An 18,780-nucleotide genomic window follows, 5' to 3' on the forward strand; every position below is an offset into this window, starting at 1 on the left:
CCTCAGGCCATGTATGCATACTCGGGCAGCGCGATGGCATCCGCCTTGGGCGTCAGGAACCTGGCCAGTATCGTCTTGATAATTGGCACGTTTGACATGCGCAACATCGCATGGCCGATGGCGATCCCCACGCGCGAGTGCGGCGAGGCCAGGCGCGGCGCGAAGGTGGGCACGCTTTGCGCCTGGTCAACATACGGGCGCATGATCGCTTCATATGCGGCAAAGGCTTGCGCGTGATCGTCATGGCGTCCCAGTTCCCCCGCCAGCACGTAGGCGCCGCACATGCCCAGGCTCGTGCCCATGCCGCTGATGGGCGAGGCGCAATAGGCGGCGTCGCCGACGAGGGCAATCCGTCCCTTTGACCAGCGCGGCATTTTGACCTGGGAAATCTGGTCGAAATACAGGTCGGTGGCGTCATCCAGGGCCGCCAGGATGCGCGGCGTTTCCCACTTCAGGGCGCCGAATTTCTGCTTCAGCAGGGCCTTTTGCTCGGCAATCGGCAGTTTTTCATAGGCGCTGGGCGCTTCCTGGAACGACAGCAGGGCGCGCGTGGTGCCCAGGTTATCGGGACGCAGGCACACGCTCAAGCCGCCAGGGGCGTTGAACCAGCGCATCTGGCGTTCGTCGCCCGGCGCGCGCGGGATGGTGAAATAGGCCGTGTAGAGCTTGAACGAGCGGCGTCGGACTTCATCGCCGAACACGAGTTTGCGCGTATGCGAACCGACGCCTTCGGCGCCGATGACGAGATCGAACACTGCTTCGCCGCCCTGTTCGAAGCGCACCTTGACGCCATGGGGCAATTCTTCCAGCGCGGCGATGCTGTCGCCAAAGCGGTAGTCGACCGCGTCGCGGCCATGCCCGATCAGCAGCTTGGCCAGTTCCCCCCGCAAAATTTCCAGCTCGGCCACGGGGCCGTTGCCGCCAAAGGCGCCGATGCCGAATTCCGCCTGCGTGCGGTCTTGCGCGTCGACAAACCGGAGCCCATCCTCATGCGTGGTCTTGGCGCGGATGGCGCTCTCGAGCCCCATGCGCTGCGCCACCAGCTTGCCTGCGCCGCGCACGTCGATCGTTTGTCCGCCATCGCGAAACTCGGGCGCCCGCTCGACAACGGTAACGTCCATGCCCAGGCGCGACAGCCAGTAAGCCAGGGTCGGGCCGGCAACGCTGGCCCCCGTAATCAGGATTTTTCGTTTGATCGTCATTTGATTTTCTTTTCTGCTGTGGTTGGCAAAGTGGTCTGGTAAACCGTGATCACTTGCTGGAGAAAATGTTCTATCGTCGTCCGTTCGCCGGCGGACAAGCCGCTCAGCACCGCGTCCAGTCCGTTGAGCATCGGCGCGATATGCGTGTAGGTTTGCGCCACCGAGGCTGGCACGGGATGGACGAGCACGCGGCGCTTGTCGTCCTGCTGGCGTACGCGCGTCACGTGGCCGGCCCGTTCCAGGCGGTCGATGACGAGCGTCACGCCCGCCGTCGTGACGGCAAGGCGCGCAGCCAGCTCATTCGGAGACAGCGGACCGTGCGTGATCAATTGCTCCATCAGGGCCAAATCGGTCTGGTTGATGCCCATCGCGTTGCTCAGGTGCAACGCCGTTTCGCGCGTCAGGATCGCGATATCCTGCAACTGGCGGCCGATGACATCGCCGGCGATGTGCATGCCACGGGGATCGTCGGCCGCGAATGCTTGATTGTGTGTTGGCTGGTCATGCATGATTTACCTCAAGTTCAGATTTTGCAGCAGTGGGAAAGAAGAACGTCACGCCCATGAAAGCGATGAGTATGCCGGTTTGGATCGTCAATGCGGCGCTGAGCGCCCGGTCCGGCGTCAGGGCGGGATGCGCGGCAAAAAATGCGCCGCTGAATAGGGCCACGCCGATCGATGCGGCGATCGATTGCACGGCAGACAGCACGCCGGAACCGGAGCCGATCTGCTTGTTGTCCAGCGACGCCAGAATGATGCTGAACAAGGCTGCGATCACGAGGCCTGCCCCGATGCCGCAGACCAGCATGCCGGGCACGACATGCCACGCAGAAAATACCGCCGTATTGCCCAGTTCAAATTGCAGCAGCGCCACGCCGGCAAGCTGGACACCGGCGCCCAGTTGCAGCACCTTGCGCCCGAAACGGGCCGCCAGGACGGCGCCGCTCAGGGTGGCGCCGCACGCCGTGCCCACAGCGAATGGCAGATTGGCAATACTTGCTTCGCCCGCCGTCAATCCATGTCCAATCTGCAAGAACAGCGTCAGCACCAGCTGCATGCCGACGAGCGAACAAAAGAACAGGGCAATGCCGGCCAGCCCGGCCGTGTAGGCGGAGCGCTGGAAGATCGACGTCATGATGAGCGGCGTCTGCCCGGCGCGCACCATCGCGGACTGGCGCAGGCCGAACAGGCCGAAACCCAGCACGGCCATCGCCAGCATCGGCCATCCCCACGCCGGCCACGCTCCCGCCTCGCCCAGCGGCAAGACGAGGAACACGGACGACAGCACCAGCAGGCTAGCGCCGGGAACGTCGATGTGGACGGAGCGGTCTCCCGGACGGTGGGGCAGGTAACGGTACGCCACCAGGAAGCAGGCGATGCCGATCGGAATATTGATCAGGAACATGGCTCTCCAGCCCAGGCCGAACACGTTCGCTTCGAGCAGCATCCCGCCCAGCACGGGACCGAGTATGCCCGCCAGGCCCAGGATGGGGCCGAAGATGCCAAACACCTTGGCCAGGGCCGGTCCCTGGTAGTTTTCACGCAGCAAGCCCAAGCCTTGCGGCAACAGCATCGCGCCGGCCAGCCCTTGCAGCAGGCGAAAGACGATCAACAATGCGATGGTCGGCGCCACGGCGCACAACAGCGAGGCGATGGTAAAGGCGGCCAAGCCGTATAGAAACATGGCGCGCCGCCCGTAGCGGTCGCCCAGCCTGCCGCCGAGCACCAGGCCGGCGCCCAGGGCCAGCGCATAGCCGCCGATGACCCATTGCATCTGGGCGGAACTGGCGCCCAGCGACTCGATCAGGGCAGGTCCGCCGACGTTGACGATGGTGGATGCGGCAAGGTCCATGATTTCGGAAACGATCATGACCAGTAAAATGGGCCAGCGAGGCAGTGCAGCAATCTTCATTCTAATTAATAGCTAACTTAGTTAGTAATAAAACGAGACAGTATACGGCCTGGCCCTCTTTGTCAATGGCTCAAGCGGGCTTTTCGTTCCACGCCATGATGCGTTCGCGCAGCCAGCGGTGCGCCGGGTCCAGGTGCATGCGCTCGTGCCATACCATCGCCATCTCGTAATCGGGCAGGGTGACGGGCGGCTCCCACGTGCGCAGGTCGCCCAGGGCGTTTTTCAGCAGGCGCGACGGCAGCAGGGCCACCATGTCGGACGCAGCCAGCAGGGGAGGGACGATGAGGAAATGCGGCACGGACAGCACCACCTTGCGCGTCCGGCCCAGCGTTTCCAGCGCCGTATCGACGTTGCTGCGGAAACCGCCGCCGTTGGGCGAGACGACGATGAATTCCAGCGCACAGAACCGCTCGAGGTCGGGCGGCGCCTGCAGCAGCGGGTGGTCGCGGCGGCCCGCCAGCACATAATGTTCGCTGAACAGGGTGCGGTGGCGCAAGCCGGGCGGCGCTTCTTCCTGCGCCAAAAAGCCCAGGTCGACCTGGCCGTTTTCCAGCGCATGCGCCATGCGCGCCGGCACGGCTTCGAACACGGCCATGCGCGACAGGGGCGCCTGCGCGCGCAGGGACGGCAGCATGGGCAGCAGAATCGCATACTCGGTGGCGTCGGCCGCCGCCAGGTTCCAGCGTACCTCGGCCGTGGCCGGGTCGAACGCCTGTTCCGGCTGCAAGACTTGCTCCAGCTGGACCAGCACGGCTTGCAGCGGCGCGAACAGGGCCAGCGCGCGCGCCGTGGGCAGCATGCCGCGCGGGCCGGGCAACAGCAGCGGATCATCGAAGGCGGCGCGCAGCTTGCCCAGCTGCACGCTGACGGACGGCTGGCTCAGATGCAGCCGCGCCGCCGCCCGCGTGACGTTGCGTTCAATCAACAGGGCGTTCAGGGTCAGCAGCAGGTTCAAGTCCAGCTTGTGCAAATTGCTCATGACTATACCTCGTATATCAACTATTCATTTCCACTATGATAGCGCAAGCCCTAGAGTAGTTCCTGTGACATCCACTCTTCATCCATTACAGGAATAAACTGATGCAACTCCATGAATATACAAGCTTTGATGGCCTGGGATTGGCCCAGCTGCTGCGCGACGGCAGCGTCTCGGCCGCCGAATTGCAGGACGCGGCCGTGCGCGCCTGCGCCGCCGTCAACCCGCTGATCAATGCCGTGGTCGAGCTGTGGCCGGCGGATTTGACTGCCATCGACAGTACAGTCAGCACTGCGCCGTTCGCCGGCGTGCCCTTCCTGATCAAGGACGTGGCCGTCACGATGGCGGGCCGCCGCAGCGAAGCGGGCAGCCGCCTGGGCGCCGGCCATGTCGCCGCATTTGACTCCCACCTGATGACGCAGTTCCGCGCAGCCGGCCTGGCGACGTTCGGCCGCACGAGCACGCCGGAAATGGCGTTTGCCACCACCACGGAACCCGTGCTCTACGGCGCCACGCGCAATCCCTGGAACCTGGCCTTGAGCGCGGGCGGCTCCAGCGGCGGCGCGGCGGCGGCCGTGGCGGCCGGCATCGTGCCCCTGGCCCATGCGACGGATGCGGCCGGTTCCATCCGCGTGCCGGCCGCCTCGACGGGCCTGTTCGGCCTGAAACCGAGCCGTGGCCGGGTCTCGAACGGCCCCACCATGGACGAGATCTTCAGCGGCCTGGGCGTGCAGCTGGGCGTGAGCCGCACGGTGCGCGACAGCGCCGCCTTGCTCGACGCCGTGCAGGGCGTGATGGCAGGCGAACCGTATGTGACGAGTCCGCCCGGCTACAGCTGGCTGTCGCAGGTGGGCGTGGCGCCGGGCAAGCTGCGCATCGGCGTGCAGCGCGCCGCCTGCAATGGCGCCCATCCCGCGCCCGCCGTCGAAGCCGCGCTGGACGCCACCGTGCGCCTGCTGGAAAGCCTGGGCCACCACGTGGAAGAAGTGGCGCCCGCGCTGGGCGTATCGTGGGAAGCATTCGTGCACGCGAATGCCGGCATCTGGTGCGCCAACCTGGTGCCGTGGATCGATGGCCTGGCGCAGGAGAGCGGGCGCGGCGTGTCGCTGGACACCCTGGAAGCGGCGACCCTGGCCTGTTACCGCCATGGCAAAACGGTCTCGGCGGTGGATTTCGTGGCGGCCCTCGACGTGCGCAACACGGTCACGCGCCACGCGGGCGCCTTGTTCGGCCAGTACGACGTGCTGCTGACGCCCACCTTGCCGGATATGCCGTGGCAACTGGGCCGCTATGGCGAAAAGGAGGAACAGCTTGACGGTGTTGGTTGGACGGCGCGCCTGTTCGAGCATTCGCCGTACACGCCGCTGGCGAACGTGGCGGGCTTGCCGGCCATGTCCGTGCCGCTGGGTATGTCAAATGAGGGCGTGCCGATCGGCATGCAGTTCATGGCCGGCTACGCCAAGGATGGCGTGCTGCTGCGCCTGGCGGGCCAGCTGGAGCGGGCGGCGCCGTGGGTGCAACGGCGGCCGCCCGTGTGGGCAGGAAGTTAGTAAGGGGGAGAAGAGGAAGACTACAGGGCGGCGAGGCGGGCCGCGCCGCGGCTTTCCAGGCGAAAGCGGGCTTTTTCCCACAGCCGGTCGTGGAAGGGCAGGACGATCACATTGCAGATCGGCTCGACCACGGCCAGCAAACCGCCGAAGGCCATGGAACCCGTGGCCCAGTACATGACGCCGAAGGCCACGCCCATGTGCAAGGTCGTCTGGCTGAGCTTTTCGCCGGCCAGGGCGGCAATGCCCAGGCGGCTGGCGGCGTAGCGGCGGCGGATCGCGTGCCAGGCTTTTTCATGCCACGGCAACAGGGCTACGTTGATGATCGGTTCGATGATCGCGGCCAAGCCACCGAGCGCCAGGGACCCCGTCAGCAAGTAGGCGAGGCCGAAGGCGATCGACATGTGCGTGCAGACCTGGCTGAATGTTTTGATGGCTGTGAACAAGGGATGCTCCTTTCTGTTGAATTCGCTTATCCTTGATTTAGATAGTAACGATTCTCATTTACAAAAGGAAGTAAAATATTTCAACCGAACCCATAGATTGAGGCTATGGTTTGAGAAATATCAATTGCCCCTGCTGCGCACACTTCCCGCAGCCGCCCTGGCCGTCAGCGTATCGCCGTCGCCTGCGACCACACGGCTTGCCAGCGCCCAGCGCGCCGCTCATAGCTATCGATATGCCAGTAGCGCGCGCGGGGCACGGCCTGGCCGGCGAAATGGATTTCAAGCTGGGCCTGGTAGCGCAGCACGGCAGCATCGCCATGCACGCGCACGGCGATCTCGCCCGGTTCCCAGCTCAGATAGCGCATGTGGCCCGCCGCGATGGCGCCCAGGTATTCTTCCCGCGACAGCAGGCTGCCGATAGGCGTGACCAGCTGAAAATCGTCAGCGTGCAGGGTGCGCGCCAGCGCCACGTCGCCGTCGACCAGCGCCCGCAGGCGGCCGCGTTCGATGTCGCGCAATTGTTCCTGCATAGCCGCCTCGGAGCCAGGGTGCTGTTCTTGCATGATTCCATCCTTCGCTGTGGAGATTGACACTTTGACGTAATTTGTCCAAAAGCCATGTTGACACTATATATATAAAATGTCAATATGCCAGCATGTCACCCCACACCCTCAAGACCCAGCGCATACTCGACGCGGCCCTGGCCGTGTTTTGCCGCTATGGCTACCGCAAGACATCCATGCTCGACATCGCACAGGCGGCCGATATGTCGCGCGCCGCGCTGTACCTGCACTTCAAGAACAAGGAAGACGTGTTCCGCGCCGGTTCCGAACGGGCCCATGCCACGGTCATGGCGCAAGTGGCAGCGGCGCTGGCCGAACCCGGCCCCGTCTTCACGCGCATCGAAACGGCGCTGCTGGCATTCCAGCAAGGCTTGATGGCGGAAATTTCCGCCAGCGCCCATGGACAGGAATTGTTCGACGCCAATATGACCCTGGCCGCCGACATCACCTTGACGGCGCGGGCAACACTGGTGGCGTCGCTGGCCGGCGCGCTGGAACAGGCCGAGGCGGCGGGCGATATTGCGCTGCGCCGGGTGGACGCGACCGCCGCGCAGGTGGCCGGCTTGCTGGTGGCCACCATGGATGGCATCAAGCATGCGCAAGGGGGAGGGGAGGCGTTGCGCCACGGCGTGGCGCTGCACATGCGCTTGCTGGGCGCGGCGCTGCTGCGCATGTGAGCGGCGAAGCTCGCATGCGCAGTCGGACCGGGGCCCTTACGGCAAGGTCTTCAGCACATTCTTCGTCGGCACGGAGAAATTATAGTTGTCGTGGCGGTCCCAGTTGATCGACCACGTCATCACGCCGCGGAAGTCCGGATACGCCTGCAGCGGCTTGATGGTGCCGCAATTGAGCAGGCGCGTCAGGCAATTCAGGGCATTGCTGACGTCGGCATTCGTCGTGAAGCCCGAACCGGCCGAGCTGCGCCCCGACGGCACGCCAAAGCCCACCTGGTCCGGACGCAGGCCGGCGAAGGTATTGCCGCCATAATTGAACCCCTCGATCAGCATGCGCGCCGTGGCCACCAGCTGGTCGGCCGAACCCGCCTTGATGGCGCCCGTCGCGTACGGCGTGTAAATGTCGCCATTGTTGTAGTACTGCGGGTGCAGCACCGTCAGCTCGCTGCGCAAGGCGTTGATGATGGGAATATAGGCGCCCCAGATGCTGCCATAGCTCGTGTATCCCCCTTCCACATACACCCATTCGGGCGCCATCGACAGATAAAAGCTGCTGCCGACCTTGGTTTTCAGGTTTTTCACGGCGATCGGCAGATAGGTCTGGATGGCCGCGCCTTGCGCCACGCCGTTTTCCAGGTCCAGGTCGATGCCGTCGAAACCATACTTGGTGATGATGGCGTACAGGCTGTTGGTGAAATTCGTCGCTTCGGCCGTGTTGCCGACGGAAACGGAACCGTTCTGTCCGCCCAGCGACAGGATGACTTTCTTGCCCTTGGCCCGCTTGGCCGCCACGTCGGCAATGAATTGCGCTTCCGTGCCCGCACCCGGATCGATGGTCAGGCTGACATTGCCGCCGCCCGCGTTGTCGCCGAACGAGACGACGATCACGTCCCAGTCATCGCTGACCTGGCTGATCGGATACGTGGCGCCGCTGGGGTTGGTGAAGTTGTGCCAGTAGCCGATCAGCGCGTGCTTGGCCAGGCCGGTGGGCGTCGGCGTCGGTGTTGGAGTCGGTGTTGGAGTCGGGGTAGGTGTCGGCGTTGGGGTTGGCGTCGGAGTTGGGGTGGGAGTCGGCGTTGGGGTAGGAGTCGGCGTCGGCGTGCCGCAGTCTCCCACCGCCGTCCAGGGCTGGCCGCTGCCGGCGCCGCCGCTGCTGGTCGATGGGTTATTGCCTTGTGTCCACCAGTTGGCCGTGTAATTGACGTTGTTGTAACTGGCCTGACCGCCGCCGTTGTAGGCAGTGCCGCTATTCCACGGCGTATAGCAGACCACTGCTGCGGTCGCGCCGGCCAGCAGCTGGCTCGCGCCCCCGCTGGATCCGTCGCCGCTGCCGCCGCCGCAGGCCGCCAGGGTGCCGCCGAAGAGGGTAAGGATGAGGGTATTCATGACTGTCCGGTTCATTGCATCTCCTTGTGTATTTTTTAGCATGGCCGGGCGGCTGGACACCGTCCGATTTTTCAGAGTGCAAGCATTGCAGGTGGTAGTCAACTGGTTTTATTCTTTGCGCAAGATCACAATACCAGTTACGGCATTACCCCAGGAGATGGGCGATGCGGGCCATACCAGCGCCTGTTTTCCAGTGCGCTGGTATGGTGTCCGGAATGGCGCCGGGAGCAGGGCGGGGAAGGGAGGTGAACGCCCGGCAAGGTCTATGGCACCGTTTCCTTGCGCAAATCGGCATACGGCACGCGCGACAGGTCCAGCAGCATTTGCGTCAAGGCCACGGTCTGGCGCTGCATCAGCCGGTAATCCACCCGGGTCACGCTGTCGATGCCATAGTAGAGCAAATAGGTCGGTTGCGTGATGTAATGCACCGTGGGAATGCGCTGCGCCTCCCATAAATACCGGCCAGCGCCAGGCCAGGCGGCAGTCTTCGGACCGCCATCGCCCGCAGGACTGGAGGCTGGCAGCACGAACGCGGGCGCCGCATCGGCCTGCTTCAGCATGGCGTAGGAAGCGTCCATCAGGGCAGGCGTGCGCGGTGAAAACACGGCGGCCGGCTCGAACCTGCCCGTGAGGCGCAAGTAACCATTGCTGTCAGGCAGCACTTCCAGCGCGCCCAAGTTCCCGATGGTGAGCATCGTGGCGATACCTTGCATCAAGCCATCGTCCTGGTGGCGATCCATAAACTGCTTCATGCCCACGCCACCCGCGAAATGGCCGCTCGTCAACAGCAGCATGACGCTTCGCGGCAAGCTGTCCTGCGGCAGGCGCGCCAGGTACTGGGCCATGTCGACGATGGCGTTCGGTCCATTGTCTTCCAGCGCGTTCGTGCCATCCGTGTGGCTGCCCAGCACCATCAATTCCGCGGACTTGCCGGAGATGATGCCGACCAGGTTGCGCGTCTGCACCTGGCGCACAGTGGCAGCCATGGTCAGCCGCAAGACAGGCGCCGCGCCCGCTAGCACGCTCTCGCGCAGGCGCCGACCCCGGTCACGGTCGATAAACATGCCGGGCAGTTGGCGCACTTTGCCGTCGTAAGGCGCATACAAGCCGTTCATCGACATGGGCGGCGTATCGAGAATGACGATCACGCCCGCCGCACCGGCCGCCTGCAGGCTGTCCAGCAGGGTGATGAACGGCCCCAGCATCTGAAATTGGCGCGCATACGGCGTGTCCGGCCCCATGGCGTGGTCCGGATCGTGGACATGCACGGCGGACCGATGGAAAACCTTGCCCGTCCACGCCACGGCGGGCATGTCGACGAGCACCAGCTTGCCGGCCAGGCTGGCATCGGGACTGGCCTCTGGCGCCAGATAGGCGATGCGCCCCGTAATGCCGGACGGCGGCGTCACGCCCGAATACGGAATGTAGCCAGCCGTGGGCAGCACGCCAGACCTGTCGTCGTGGACAACTTCCAGGCCCCAGTCTTCCGGCTGCACCGACCATTGCCGGAAACTGACCGGTTCAAAGCGCAGTTGTTTGACACCGGCGCGCGCCAGGCGTTCATGCAGGACGTCGATATATGCTTCATGCCGGGGCGAACCCGTGGCGCGCAGGCGGCGCTCGTCCAGGTCCACTTGCCAGTCCACCAGTTGTTTTCTGGACAGGAATTGCGTGGCATCGACCGTCACGGCAGCCGACGCCGGCAGGGCGCGCACAGGCCAGGGCCCAGGCTTGCTGGCACAGCCGCACAAGGCGGCCGCGATGGCCAGCGCGCCGGCAAAGGACAGGAAGTGCCGGCCAGGCGGTAAAAGCAACGCCGTGCGTGCAGGCTGCCGGGTCATGCGGATCTTGAGACTTCTCATGCAAAATAGTCGGCAAACGCCTGATTTCATTGATATTGTAGGTATTGGAGATACTTCTCACGGACGGCAATTTACCACGAGACAAGGCGCCTGGCCGGCACGCCTCACCGGATTCCATGTCCTGGTTCACGCCAATCTGCCGCTGGCGCAACACCCAAAACCATTCCACCGCGCCGCCAACGCCATCGAAGGACCGGGCTTCGCATACATGATCGTGCGTCCAGCCTGGATGACGAACGAAGACGAAGTCGGCGACGAACGGACGATGCGCCGCGCGCCATTCAACGGCACCGTGGTCTCGCGCAGGAGCGTGGCAGACCTGATCGCCAACATCATCGCAGCGCCAGACTTGCACCTGCACGCGAATCTGGGCGTGAACAAACCGCACATGGACGGGGACAAGCCGTGTATTTCATGCAGCTCGTTCAAGCGCGGCGGCGCAGCATCAGCGACAGCAGCGCGCAGAGGGGGAAAATCGCATTTGCGATTGGGGAGATGGCAAAATGGAGGTTTTCTCAAATTCATCCATAACTTCGCATAATTTATATTATGTCAAATGGCTAAAAGAGTGCAGAATCAAAGCAGTACATTCAGTTCCTCGAAAAAGTCTAGCTTTTTACGAAATTATGTAAAACGCCAAATCCCCCTCTATTCCCCGTTTTGCCGCCCGAAGGCGCCGGGCATTATATCCTAATGAAAAAGACAACCACACGCCGCAAGCCGAAGCCGCCAGCAGCCTATTTTTCCTATCAGCTACGCCAGCCAGCAATCGACCTGTTCGGAGAGATTGCCGTCATTGAGGAAGATTTATACGATTGGGTGGCCTCCGTCGCGCCACTACACCTCAGCCCCAGGGCCTTCGCCAACTACGTGCGCGGCTACGATGTGGCCGCCAAGGTTCGCCATGCGAAACTGCACGACCTGTTCGACGCCATCAAAGATCGCCCGTCCCGCCCATGGCATGCCCGCCTGGCCATGCACGCCATCATGTGAAAAGGCCCGCGATCTGCGGGCCTTTTTCTATGCTCGACGGACAATCGCCTGATTTATTGCTTCGACCACCTCGCTGACGAACGGCTTTACTTTGCTTTTCAAGGCCCGATGCTCCCCGGACGCGCTGGCAAGCGTTACCGTATAGTGCGTTCGTTGAAAGCACATCCAGATTAGCCCTGGAAGCAAGATAATGGCCCAATGCCAGATAGACAGAGTTGCTAAGTTCTTGCCACTTGTGAGCGCCAATAATTCAAAAATTATGAGCGCCGCGGGCAGTATCCTATTCGGCTTTTTCACTTCAAGCTTGACCGATGTAATGCCACTTATTGCATGCGTTTCGCCATCGACCATGAAACGGGCATTTGTGACGGTTACCCTGTCGTTCGTGTAATACGTGGTTTCTGCTGCGCCGCTCATTGTTTCTCCCAAGAAATGAGATTCAATGGTATCAAGAATTCCCGATACGGCCTAGCTCCTGTACGCCATCGGATAGCGATCGTTCAGCACGTTTGCCGCCTTGTGCTGCTTGTACATGAAGTACGCGGCCACGGCGGCGGCCAGGATCAGCATGTGCTTCTGGCTCAGCCCGCTCATGCCTTGGCGCCTTCACGGATGGCGCCGGCCAGCGCACCAGCCACGCCCGCCAGGCACTGCGCGCAGATATGGAACGGCGGCGGCAGGAACGGCGACACGGACAACGCCACGCCCGCCACGCCCGCCCAGGTGGACGCCTCTTTAAAACTTTCGAAAAATCGTTTCATTCTCATCCCTTAATAAATGGTGTTGCCCTTGTCATCTTTGATGGTCAGGCTGTTTTGTGTGACGAACTTTTGCAGCTTTGGAAACCGGGACAGGATGAAGGCCGCCACCAGCAGCCCGCCCAGGACGATCAGCGCCTCACGCGCCACTTGCGGCCCCGTAGGGATAATGCTTTTCAGGTTCAAAAGAAACTCCCGATGAATTTTCCAGCTGGACATGCAAAGCTGGCGTCCCAGGTGCGACCCTCGGCAAGTGCCTTCTCGCATTCCGTCATGTTGGTACGCGGCAGGCCTATTTGATCGCCAATGCCGAGTGCAACGCCACCGACAACACCGCCAGCCAGATCAGCAGCCGCCTCACCGACAGCGATCCCCACATCCGCAGCCGCACCCTTTTTTTTTACCAGCACCAGAAGCGCCAGGGCCGCTACCGCCACGCCGATCAGCATGAATTTGCCTTGTCCCAACATCAGTTCCACCAGCCTTTCACCACGATGCTGTCCGGCTGCGTGCCGCCCAGGCGCGGGCTCGTGATCGTGGACAAGTAATCCTTGCCGCCATACGTCCAGTCGTTCGTTGTGCCGCTCAGCAGCCCGGCCAGTCCGAACGAGCCAAGGGCTGTATTCTGGTCATACGGCGCGCCGTACGTCGGGTCATAGCTGCCGCCGATCTGGCCGTTGAGGATGGGCGCCAGCGCGCCAGCGGCGCCGCTGGCTACCTTGCCCGGCTTGAATTGTGTGTACAGCACATAGCCCAGCGCAACGACAGCCGCGCCCATGACCAAATCTTGAATGTCGCTCTTGTTCATGCCAGTTGGCCCCCTGCGTTGAGATATGCGGTTTGCAGCTTCGCCAGGCTGTTCTCGCGCTGGCCGTAGCCGGCGCCCGGCAGACTGGCCCATTCTTTCCGGCACTTTTCGACGGCGGCGGCAAACTCGCCGTTCATGGCCAGGCGGAGGCCTCCGCGCTGGCGGATCAGTTCGACGCATGCTTGATCCTGGCTGGCCGGGCTGAAATCGGGCAGGCCGAGCTTGCCCTGCACACCATCCCAGGTGCGACGGATGATCTGGAAGGCGCCCGCCGCACTGGAATAGTCGTTGATACTTGGGATCCAGATTTTCTGGCGCGGATGGTCGGAATAGTCGTCAAACAGCGAACCGCCCACGATGGTGCGGTATCCGTCCGGCCCTGCCGTTCCCTCGCTGACGCGGATCATTTTCATGAACGCGGCCAGGTTGCGGCCCTGCTGCTCTGGTGAAACGCTTGAATTCATATCGGTAAATTCCTGAAAAAGTGCATCGGCCTGGTCAAGCAGACCTGGCTCCTCATATGCCGTGTCGCCGTCATCCGCCCCGCCCTGCACGCTTCGCATCAGGATCAGCAGGGCAGCGGCAACAACGGCGCCGACAATGACGAGCTTTGTCATCCCTTGAATTTGACGCTGTTCAGCGCGATGTAAGTCACGCCGGCCGCGCCATAAATTTTTGCGCTTCCGTTCGGCTCAATGGCGAGGCGGGCAAAACCCGAAGAGGTGGCGACGATACAGACGCATGCGGCGGACGGCGTGAAACCAGCCGGCAAGGTGAAGAGTACCGTCCCATCAACCAGTGTTCCGGCGCTAATCGTGCCCTGCAAATTTACCGCGCCATCGAGTGACAGCCAGAAACTTGCATTGAGCGCCGAAGGGGCCGCCGTCCATCCGCTCACCAGGAACGGCACCAAGTCGCGCAATGCGCCCAGTGATGGCCCCCAGGCGTTGTTAAATCCGAGGCGCGCCGAAATGCCATATCCTTGCGTCGCACCGTAGAGTGGCGTATTTAATTGCAGCACGCTCGAGTCCGCTTGCTTCAATGTGTAGAAAGTGCCGTTATACGGGTCTCCGTTTTTGCCACCCGGAGGCGCGACAGTGACCATTGTAATTCCGTCAAAATAGGCGTTTGGCAACTGCGCATAGGTGCGCGATTTTGTCCCAGCTGACCAGTTGTAGACGGCGTTACCCACCCAATCAGCCCCGTGACGCGGCAACGCCAGGTCTGCTACGGCAGCACAAATATGCTCTTGCATTACGTCAAGCGGATGCACGGCACCGCCCGCGCTGTTGTCCATCCAAACGCCCAAGGCGTCATGCGAGTTTTGCAACATCGAGTAGACGTCGACAAAGGCGCACTGGAAATCGCGGGCTAACTGCTTATAGCCTTCGATCACCTGCTCGATTCGCCAGCCTGTCCGGTTGTTGGCCGGGTCAGTCATCGTCGTTGGCGTGCGCAAGATGATCGACATTTGCTCAGGCGGGCGCGCTGCACGCAGTCGTGTAAGGGCTGTGCGCATAACTGCCAAGAGCTGCTCAGCGGTACGCCCCAGGCCGAAATCGTTATCTCCCCATCCAATGACGAGCAAATCAGGGTTTGCATCCAGATCGCCCTGTAGAAACATATCGATCCACTGGAAGGCGGCGGCACCTGGCTGTCCGTGATTGATTACCGAAACGTTTTTATACCCGCGCTGGCCGGCCAGAATATCCAGCACGTTTGCCGGCACGCCTACTGTGTTGCCTGAACCGTACGTGACCGAATCGCCCGACAACACCATGCGCTTCACAGCGCCGTCGCCGGACGCCACCGTGTTGGAGTTCCTGGCAAACAGGCCAAACCAGTGTTGCAGCGTTTCGGCGCCGAATACCTGCATAAATTTGTGCTGGGACGGATTGAACACGCGATGAGTTACCGCATGCACTGCGACGCCATCCGGCGTTTCAGCCCCCATCGGGTTTGAAAACGAACTCACCTTGTAATTTCGCAGCTTGTCGACAGCGCCAACCGTTTCGGCAACAGCCGCCGTGTCATCGGCAACACCATCACCAGCGCCGCCAACATCGAGCGGCGAAAGAATGCGGGCCAGCTTGGCGGCCACGGTGGTATTTTTGAAGCCGATCAGGACTGCACCGCCGGCGGCCAGGGCGGCGCGCCATTGCACGAAACCACTCTTGATAATGCCCATTATTTCAACCCTTGAATTTGTACGATCCCGCCCGCCACATCAGCCAGGCCGAACCATGCCGCGCCTGGCGCATCGTTTTCGATAAATACATCACCCGGCTCAAGGACGAAGACGGCGTTGGCCATCGTCACCCCGGCGCCACCCAGCGCGATTACCGCAAGCGCACTGTCATTGCGAATAACGAGGCGCTTGTATGCTGCATCGCTTGAAATGGCCGTCGCAGCAAGGCCCACTGCCACAGGAGCAGCATCAACGATCAGCGTTCTTTTTTTGTCATCCACCATGAAAACAGCGGTCGCCTTCGGCTGGACAAAAACAGCTTGCGCATCCGTGTTGTTGACTGACACGGGCAGCGGCACCGCATTGTTTACGTGTACCTCGAATACCTCGCCCGGCTTTTGCAGCATGGGTATGGCTTCGGCGTTGGTGTTGTCCACCGTCACGACGCCCAGCACAGGCGATACCGTCCCGGCGAAGCTGACCGGGATCGGCTGGGCCGGCGTATTGTTGACGCGGATGCTGGCCAGCGAGACGGGAATCGGCGTGGTGTTGCTGCTTGACGTTAGCGTGACGGGGATCGAGTGCGCCAGGTCATTTGTCACGGCGACGCCGGTCGGAATGACCACCTCGCCGCCGGCCGTGCCGCCGAGCTGCACATCGTTGATGGACAGGAAGATGCCCACCTCGCAATCGAGCGCCGAGCGCAGCAGCACGCCGCCGAAGTCTTCCACCAGGCGGAAACCCGCCTGGCGGCCTGGAATGTATGGTGCTGGCGTGCCGTTGCGCACCAGGGCAATATCGACGCCCTGCCCTGTCGATACGGAATCGACCAAGATCAAGCGCCCCGGAATGTCGACGCGCATTTCAAAGCCCGCCGACAGGCGGATTAACTGGTAACTCATGCTTTCCCCATCGCTTTGAAGGCCACGACGGCGACCAGGGCCAGGCCCACGCCGACGAGTACTTTTTGCTCACCGGCTTTGCTGTTGGTGTAGGCTGTTTCCATTTTGCTACTTACGTCGCCGTAGGCATCTTTGACCGACTGCAGCGCGTTTTTTGCCACCGCGTCCGAGCGCGCACCAGCGGCGGCCAATTCGTTCGCGGCGCCGGCCGTAATATCCGCGGCGAATTTGAAGGCGCCGCCCAGGGCGGCATCATTCGACTTGAATGCACTGTCGGATACGGCGTTGGCGAATTTGAAGGAACTGTCCTGCGCGGCCCGCGTCGTGTCCAGGCTGTCTTTCACGCTGGCTTTGATCGTGCTAAGCGCGCCCGTGACGGTGGAATCGGCAAATTTCAGGGCGCCGTCCGTCAAGGCGTTGCCGAACTTGAAGGCGCCATCAACCGCGCCGTGGTCGGTTTGGCTGATCGATACATCACCGATATTGGAGCGGCTGGCCACCAAATTGACCGACTCGCCCGAGCCGGTAATGCGGTTGTCTGCTGTTTCTTGGGACTGCGACTGCGAGGCCGTACTTTTGCTTGAACTCATTTTATTTTCTTCCCCATGCAGTAGGCGTCCAGCACCCACCCCTGTTTTTTCAATTTCCTGACCAGGCCAGGGCGCCGCGTGCGCAGTGTCATGCGATCCGCGCCCGCGCCCTGCCGTTCAATGCTTGGCAGCACGGAGGCGACCAGATCGACGCCAGGAAGGCCGCCAGAAGCCGCCACGACGACGATTTCGCGCCCGTTGTCGTGCTGATCCATCCGCAGGGCGTAGCGTGCCACCACGGCGCCAGCAACAACGACTTCGAACAGTTCGGCGCCACGCATGGCCGCATCCATCGAACCCAGCCCGCCCCCGGTTTCCCGGTCTGGCCGGTACGCTGCAGCGTAGGCCGCCCGCGCCGCGTCATCCAGCACGCCGGCACGGATGACGCCTACCGTTTCAAGAGGAACCATGCGCCGCCCGCAACCGCCAGCAACAGCCACGTTTTCGTGGACATGCCACTACTCGCACCGGCACCACTGTTCACGATCCAGTCGCCACTGCTGGCGCCGCCGAATCCGCCCTGGTTGCCGCCCTTGGCGCCCGAGGTGGACGCCATTTGCAGCGGCGGCAGCGGAGGCAATGCCGGGTTCATTTCTTCACCAGGAAGATCAGGCCGGCAGCGATGGCCGCCCACAGCAGCAGGTTGTTGTTGCGCACTTGCTGCACGGCGACTTGTTGCTGCACGGCCTGTTGCGGCGCATTGGCCACGGCCGTAAATTGCCGCTGATCGCGGTACATGGCGTAATTGAGCGCCGTATTCAGGCTACCCAGCACGAAATTACCCGCCTTGGAGTCGAAGAAGTCGCCAAAGCCGTTGCCGGTTGACGTGCTCGTTTCCATCGCCGGGGAACTCCACGACACGTCCGGCAGGACGGTAGCGCCCGTGCCCAGCGTGTTATATGGGTCGGAATCGTAGTCACTCGATCCGAAGCCCAGGAAGTTATCGAATTGGCTCATGACGCCGCCTTATTTCAGGAGCTTGATGTCGGAAACGTAGTCGATGTACGCTTTCAGGCTGTCCGGTGCGTCGGTCGTGATGCGCAACAGCGCTTCGGTGATACGCGACGTGTCCAGCATGTTCATCAGGTTGCCGTCGCCGATGAAGTCGAGCACCAGCAGGTTTGCTTGTGGCACCAGGCGATTGCGCTTTTGTTGGTAGTTCAGTTCGCCCACCTTGGCGCGAATGCGCGGCGTACCATCGGTGCGCAGTTCCGCGACCGTGATGTGGCCCGTGTGGTGCAGCCAGATACGCTTGATCAAGCCACCATTGGCCATCACCGGCAGCATCACGTCGTTTTCGCCAATCAGGGTCAGCGGAACATTGAAGTCCTTGCGTTGCAGGACGAACGGGTTTTGCGTGCCGTCGCGGTATTCCGCCACCGCCTTGATGTCGCTGCCCGCTGCCGCCGCCTGCTTGATTTCGATTTCGAACGTCAGGCTGGCCAGCATGTTGCGCGGCAGTGCCGACAGGTACTGTGCAGCGGCGCCGCCACGGGTGTTTGGCTCCGTGAAGTCGAGCGTGATGACGTTCTCGTCAACGAACAGGCCTTGATAGGCATCGCGCACGCCCAGCAAGGCGCCATCGTCCACGAAGAAGGTCACGCCGTTGGCCTTGCCTTCGATACGGCCCACGTTGGCCTTCGTCAGACCGCCCGACAGCATGAAATGCAGCTTGTCGAAGGTGGCGTTGTACGACAGTTTCAGCACCGCCGTAGCGCCTGGCTTGACGTTTTGCAGATCGATCATGCGATCAATATTGGAACTCATATTCTCTTGTCCTGATGGTGGTGTTGGTGAAAGTTACCGCTGGCCGCCTGGCCGGGGTTACTGGCCGCCCGGCAGGTAGACGCCGACGACGGGGATTTTCACGAACGATTTTTGGATGAAATACACACCGGCGAAAGCAGCCAGGGCGATCAGCGCGGTATGGATGGTGGCCTTGTTCATATTCGGTTTCCTATGGGGTTATTTGTT

Annotated in this window: 27 protein-coding genes; 4 read left to right on the forward strand and 23 right to left on the reverse strand. The window is 62.2% G+C overall.

The features are described 5' to 3' along the window. Positions 1 to 2: 2 nt before the first annotated feature. The 4 genes from O3299_RS06955 to O3299_RS06970 all read right to left on the reverse strand — a co-directional run bounded on the left by O3299_RS06955 (position 3) and on the right by O3299_RS06970 (position 4,092). On the reverse strand, positions 3 to 1,202 hold the full coding sequence (locus tag O3299_RS06955; protein WP_305061885.1) for an FAD-dependent monooxygenase: 1,200 nt from the start codon (positions 1,200 to 1,202) through the stop codon (positions 3 to 5). Continuing rightward, the gene (locus O3299_RS06960; RefSeq protein WP_099667977.1) at positions 1,199 to 1,711 is read right to left on the reverse strand and encodes a MarR family winged helix-turn-helix transcriptional regulator; all 513 of its coding nucleotides are present in this window, start codon (positions 1,709 to 1,711) and stop codon (positions 1,199 to 1,201) included. The genes O3299_RS06955 and O3299_RS06960 overlap by 4 nt, the downstream gene beginning before the upstream one ends. Continuing rightward, entirely contained in the window at positions 1,704 to 3,053 is a 1,350-nt protein-coding gene (locus O3299_RS06965) for an MFS transporter (protein WP_305061886.1), read from the reverse strand. The genes O3299_RS06960 and O3299_RS06965 overlap by 8 nt, the downstream gene beginning before the upstream one ends. Before the next feature lie 130 nt (positions 3,054 to 3,183). Then, a complete protein-coding gene (locus O3299_RS06970) occupies positions 3,184 to 4,092 on the reverse strand; it encodes a LysR family transcriptional regulator (RefSeq protein ID WP_251348740.1) in 909 nt (302 codons plus the stop codon). A 101-nt stretch (positions 4,093 to 4,193) separates the two neighbouring features. Here O3299_RS06970 and O3299_RS06975 point away from each other — a divergent pair, with 101 nt between their 5' ends. Next, the gene (locus O3299_RS06975) at positions 4,194 to 5,639 is read left to right on the forward strand and encodes an amidase (RefSeq protein ID WP_305061887.1); all 1,446 of its coding nucleotides are present in this window, start codon (positions 4,194 to 4,196) and stop codon (positions 5,637 to 5,639) included. 20 nt (positions 5,640 to 5,659) lie between these two features. Here the strand turns inward: O3299_RS06975 and O3299_RS06980 are convergent, their stop codons facing one another. Continuing rightward, entirely contained in the window at positions 5,660 to 6,082 is a 423-nt protein-coding gene (locus O3299_RS06980) for a DUF2061 domain-containing protein (RefSeq protein ID WP_305061888.1), read from the reverse strand. A 164-nt stretch (positions 6,083 to 6,246) separates the two neighbouring features. After that, positions 6,247 to 6,645 carry a nuclear transport factor 2 family protein gene (locus O3299_RS06985; protein WP_305055492.1) on the reverse strand — a complete coding sequence of 133 codons (399 nt, stop codon included), beginning with the start codon at positions 6,643 to 6,645 and terminating at the stop codon, positions 6,247 to 6,249. Between the two features lie 92 nt (positions 6,646 to 6,737). Here O3299_RS06985 and O3299_RS06990 point away from each other — a divergent pair, with 92 nt between their 5' ends. After that, complete coding sequence (locus O3299_RS06990; protein WP_305061889.1) at positions 6,738 to 7,322, forward strand: TetR family transcriptional regulator; 585 nt, start codon at positions 6,738 to 6,740, stop codon at positions 7,320 to 7,322. 36 nt (positions 7,323 to 7,358) lie between these two features. Here the strand turns inward: O3299_RS06990 and O3299_RS06995 are convergent, their stop codons facing one another. Both O3299_RS06995 and O3299_RS07000 read right to left on the reverse strand, forming a co-directional pair. After that, complete coding sequence (locus O3299_RS06995; RefSeq protein ID WP_305061890.1) at positions 7,359 to 8,720, reverse strand: chitinase; 1,362 nt, start codon at positions 8,718 to 8,720, stop codon at positions 7,359 to 7,361. Between the two features lie 248 nt (positions 8,721 to 8,968). Further along, a complete protein-coding gene (locus O3299_RS07000) occupies positions 8,969 to 10,567 on the reverse strand; it encodes a PA domain protein (protein ID WP_305061891.1) in 1,599 nt (532 codons plus the stop codon). On the opposite strand from O3299_RS07000, the gene O3299_RS07005 reads away from it, so the two are divergent. Together O3299_RS07005 and O3299_RS07010 are read left to right on the forward strand one after the other, a co-directional pair. Then, on the forward strand, positions 10,566 to 11,108 hold the full coding sequence (locus O3299_RS07005) for an NAD(P)H-binding protein (protein WP_305061892.1): 543 nt from the start codon (positions 10,566 to 10,568) through the stop codon (positions 11,106 to 11,108). The genes O3299_RS07000 and O3299_RS07005 overlap by 2 nt on opposite strands. A gap of 152 nt (positions 11,109 to 11,260) precedes the next feature. Next, positions 11,261 to 11,560 carry a hypothetical protein gene (locus tag O3299_RS07010; protein ID WP_251348732.1) on the forward strand — a complete coding sequence of 100 codons (300 nt, stop codon included), beginning with the start codon at positions 11,261 to 11,263 and terminating at the stop codon, positions 11,558 to 11,560. A 27-nt stretch (positions 11,561 to 11,587) separates the two neighbouring features. Here the strand turns inward: O3299_RS07010 and O3299_RS07015 are convergent, their stop codons facing one another. From O3299_RS07015 to O3299_RS07085, 15 genes are read right to left on the reverse strand one after another with little or no spacing between them, the layout of a single operon-like run. Beyond that, on the reverse strand, positions 11,588 to 11,977 hold the full coding sequence (locus O3299_RS07015; protein WP_251348731.1) for a DUF6232 family protein: 390 nt from the start codon (positions 11,975 to 11,977) through the stop codon (positions 11,588 to 11,590). A gap of 51 nt (positions 11,978 to 12,028) precedes the next feature. Beyond that, complete coding sequence (locus tag O3299_RS07020) at positions 12,029 to 12,154, reverse strand: hypothetical protein (RefSeq protein ID WP_285817012.1); 126 nt, start codon at positions 12,152 to 12,154, stop codon at positions 12,029 to 12,031. Next, complete coding sequence (locus O3299_RS07025) at positions 12,151 to 12,321, reverse strand: hypothetical protein (RefSeq protein ID WP_305061893.1); 171 nt, start codon at positions 12,319 to 12,321, stop codon at positions 12,151 to 12,153. The genes O3299_RS07020 and O3299_RS07025 overlap by 4 nt, the downstream gene beginning before the upstream one ends. Positions 12,322 to 12,330: 9 nt before the next feature. Beyond that, a complete protein-coding gene (locus O3299_RS07030; protein WP_219137056.1) occupies positions 12,331 to 12,504 on the reverse strand; it encodes a hypothetical protein in 174 nt (57 codons plus the stop codon). After that, on the reverse strand, positions 12,501 to 12,797 hold the full coding sequence (locus tag O3299_RS07035; protein ID WP_305061894.1) for a hypothetical protein: 297 nt from the start codon (positions 12,795 to 12,797) through the stop codon (positions 12,501 to 12,503). Before O3299_RS07035 ends, O3299_RS07030 begins: the two co-directional genes overlap by 4 nt. Further along, positions 12,788 to 13,096, reverse strand: a complete 309-nt coding sequence (locus O3299_RS07040) for a hypothetical protein (protein ID WP_305061895.1) — start codon at positions 13,094 to 13,096, stop codon at positions 12,788 to 12,790. The genes O3299_RS07035 and O3299_RS07040 overlap by 10 nt, the downstream gene beginning before the upstream one ends. A 26-nt stretch (positions 13,097 to 13,122) precedes the next feature. Continuing rightward, positions 13,123 to 13,743 carry a glycoside hydrolase family 104 protein gene (locus tag O3299_RS07045; RefSeq protein ID WP_305061896.1) on the reverse strand — a complete coding sequence of 207 codons (621 nt, stop codon included), beginning with the start codon at positions 13,741 to 13,743 and terminating at the stop codon, positions 13,123 to 13,125. Then, complete coding sequence (locus tag O3299_RS07050; RefSeq protein WP_305061897.1) at positions 13,740 to 15,314, reverse strand: SGNH/GDSL hydrolase family protein; 1,575 nt, start codon at positions 15,312 to 15,314, stop codon at positions 13,740 to 13,742. The genes O3299_RS07045 and O3299_RS07050 overlap by 4 nt, the downstream gene beginning before the upstream one ends. Continuing rightward, on the reverse strand, positions 15,314 to 16,216 hold the full coding sequence (locus O3299_RS07055; RefSeq protein WP_305061898.1) for a hypothetical protein: 903 nt from the start codon (positions 16,214 to 16,216) through the stop codon (positions 15,314 to 15,316). Before O3299_RS07055 ends, O3299_RS07050 begins: the two co-directional genes overlap by 1 nt. Then, complete coding sequence (locus tag O3299_RS07060) at positions 16,213 to 16,806, reverse strand: hypothetical protein (RefSeq protein WP_251348724.1); 594 nt, start codon at positions 16,804 to 16,806, stop codon at positions 16,213 to 16,215. The genes O3299_RS07055 and O3299_RS07060 overlap by 4 nt, the downstream gene beginning before the upstream one ends. Beyond that, on the reverse strand, positions 16,803 to 17,216 hold the full coding sequence (locus tag O3299_RS07065; protein WP_251348723.1) for a hypothetical protein: 414 nt from the start codon (positions 17,214 to 17,216) through the stop codon (positions 16,803 to 16,805). Before O3299_RS07065 ends, O3299_RS07060 begins: the two co-directional genes overlap by 4 nt. Next, the gene (locus tag O3299_RS07070; protein ID WP_251348722.1) at positions 17,195 to 17,398 is read right to left on the reverse strand and encodes a hypothetical protein; all 204 of its coding nucleotides are present in this window, start codon (positions 17,396 to 17,398) and stop codon (positions 17,195 to 17,197) included. The genes O3299_RS07065 and O3299_RS07070 overlap by 22 nt, the downstream gene beginning before the upstream one ends. Beyond that, entirely contained in the window at positions 17,395 to 17,763 is a 369-nt protein-coding gene (locus tag O3299_RS07075; RefSeq protein WP_251348721.1) for a hypothetical protein, read from the reverse strand. The genes O3299_RS07070 and O3299_RS07075 overlap by 4 nt, the downstream gene beginning before the upstream one ends. Positions 17,764 to 17,772: 9 nt before the next feature. Continuing rightward, on the reverse strand, positions 17,773 to 18,573 hold the full coding sequence (locus O3299_RS07080; protein ID WP_251348720.1) for a major capsid protein P2: 801 nt from the start codon (positions 18,571 to 18,573) through the stop codon (positions 17,773 to 17,775). 57 nt (positions 18,574 to 18,630) lie between these two features. Next, on the reverse strand, positions 18,631 to 18,753 hold the full coding sequence (locus tag O3299_RS07085; RefSeq protein WP_268766380.1) for a hypothetical protein: 123 nt from the start codon (positions 18,751 to 18,753) through the stop codon (positions 18,631 to 18,633). Positions 18,754 to 18,780: the final 27 nt, after the last annotated feature.

It is taken from the genome of Janthinobacterium sp. SUN176 (genome assembly GCF_030587335.1).
GTDB lineage: Bacteria > Pseudomonadota > Gammaproteobacteria > Burkholderiales > Burkholderiaceae_D > Janthinobacterium > Janthinobacterium kumbetense.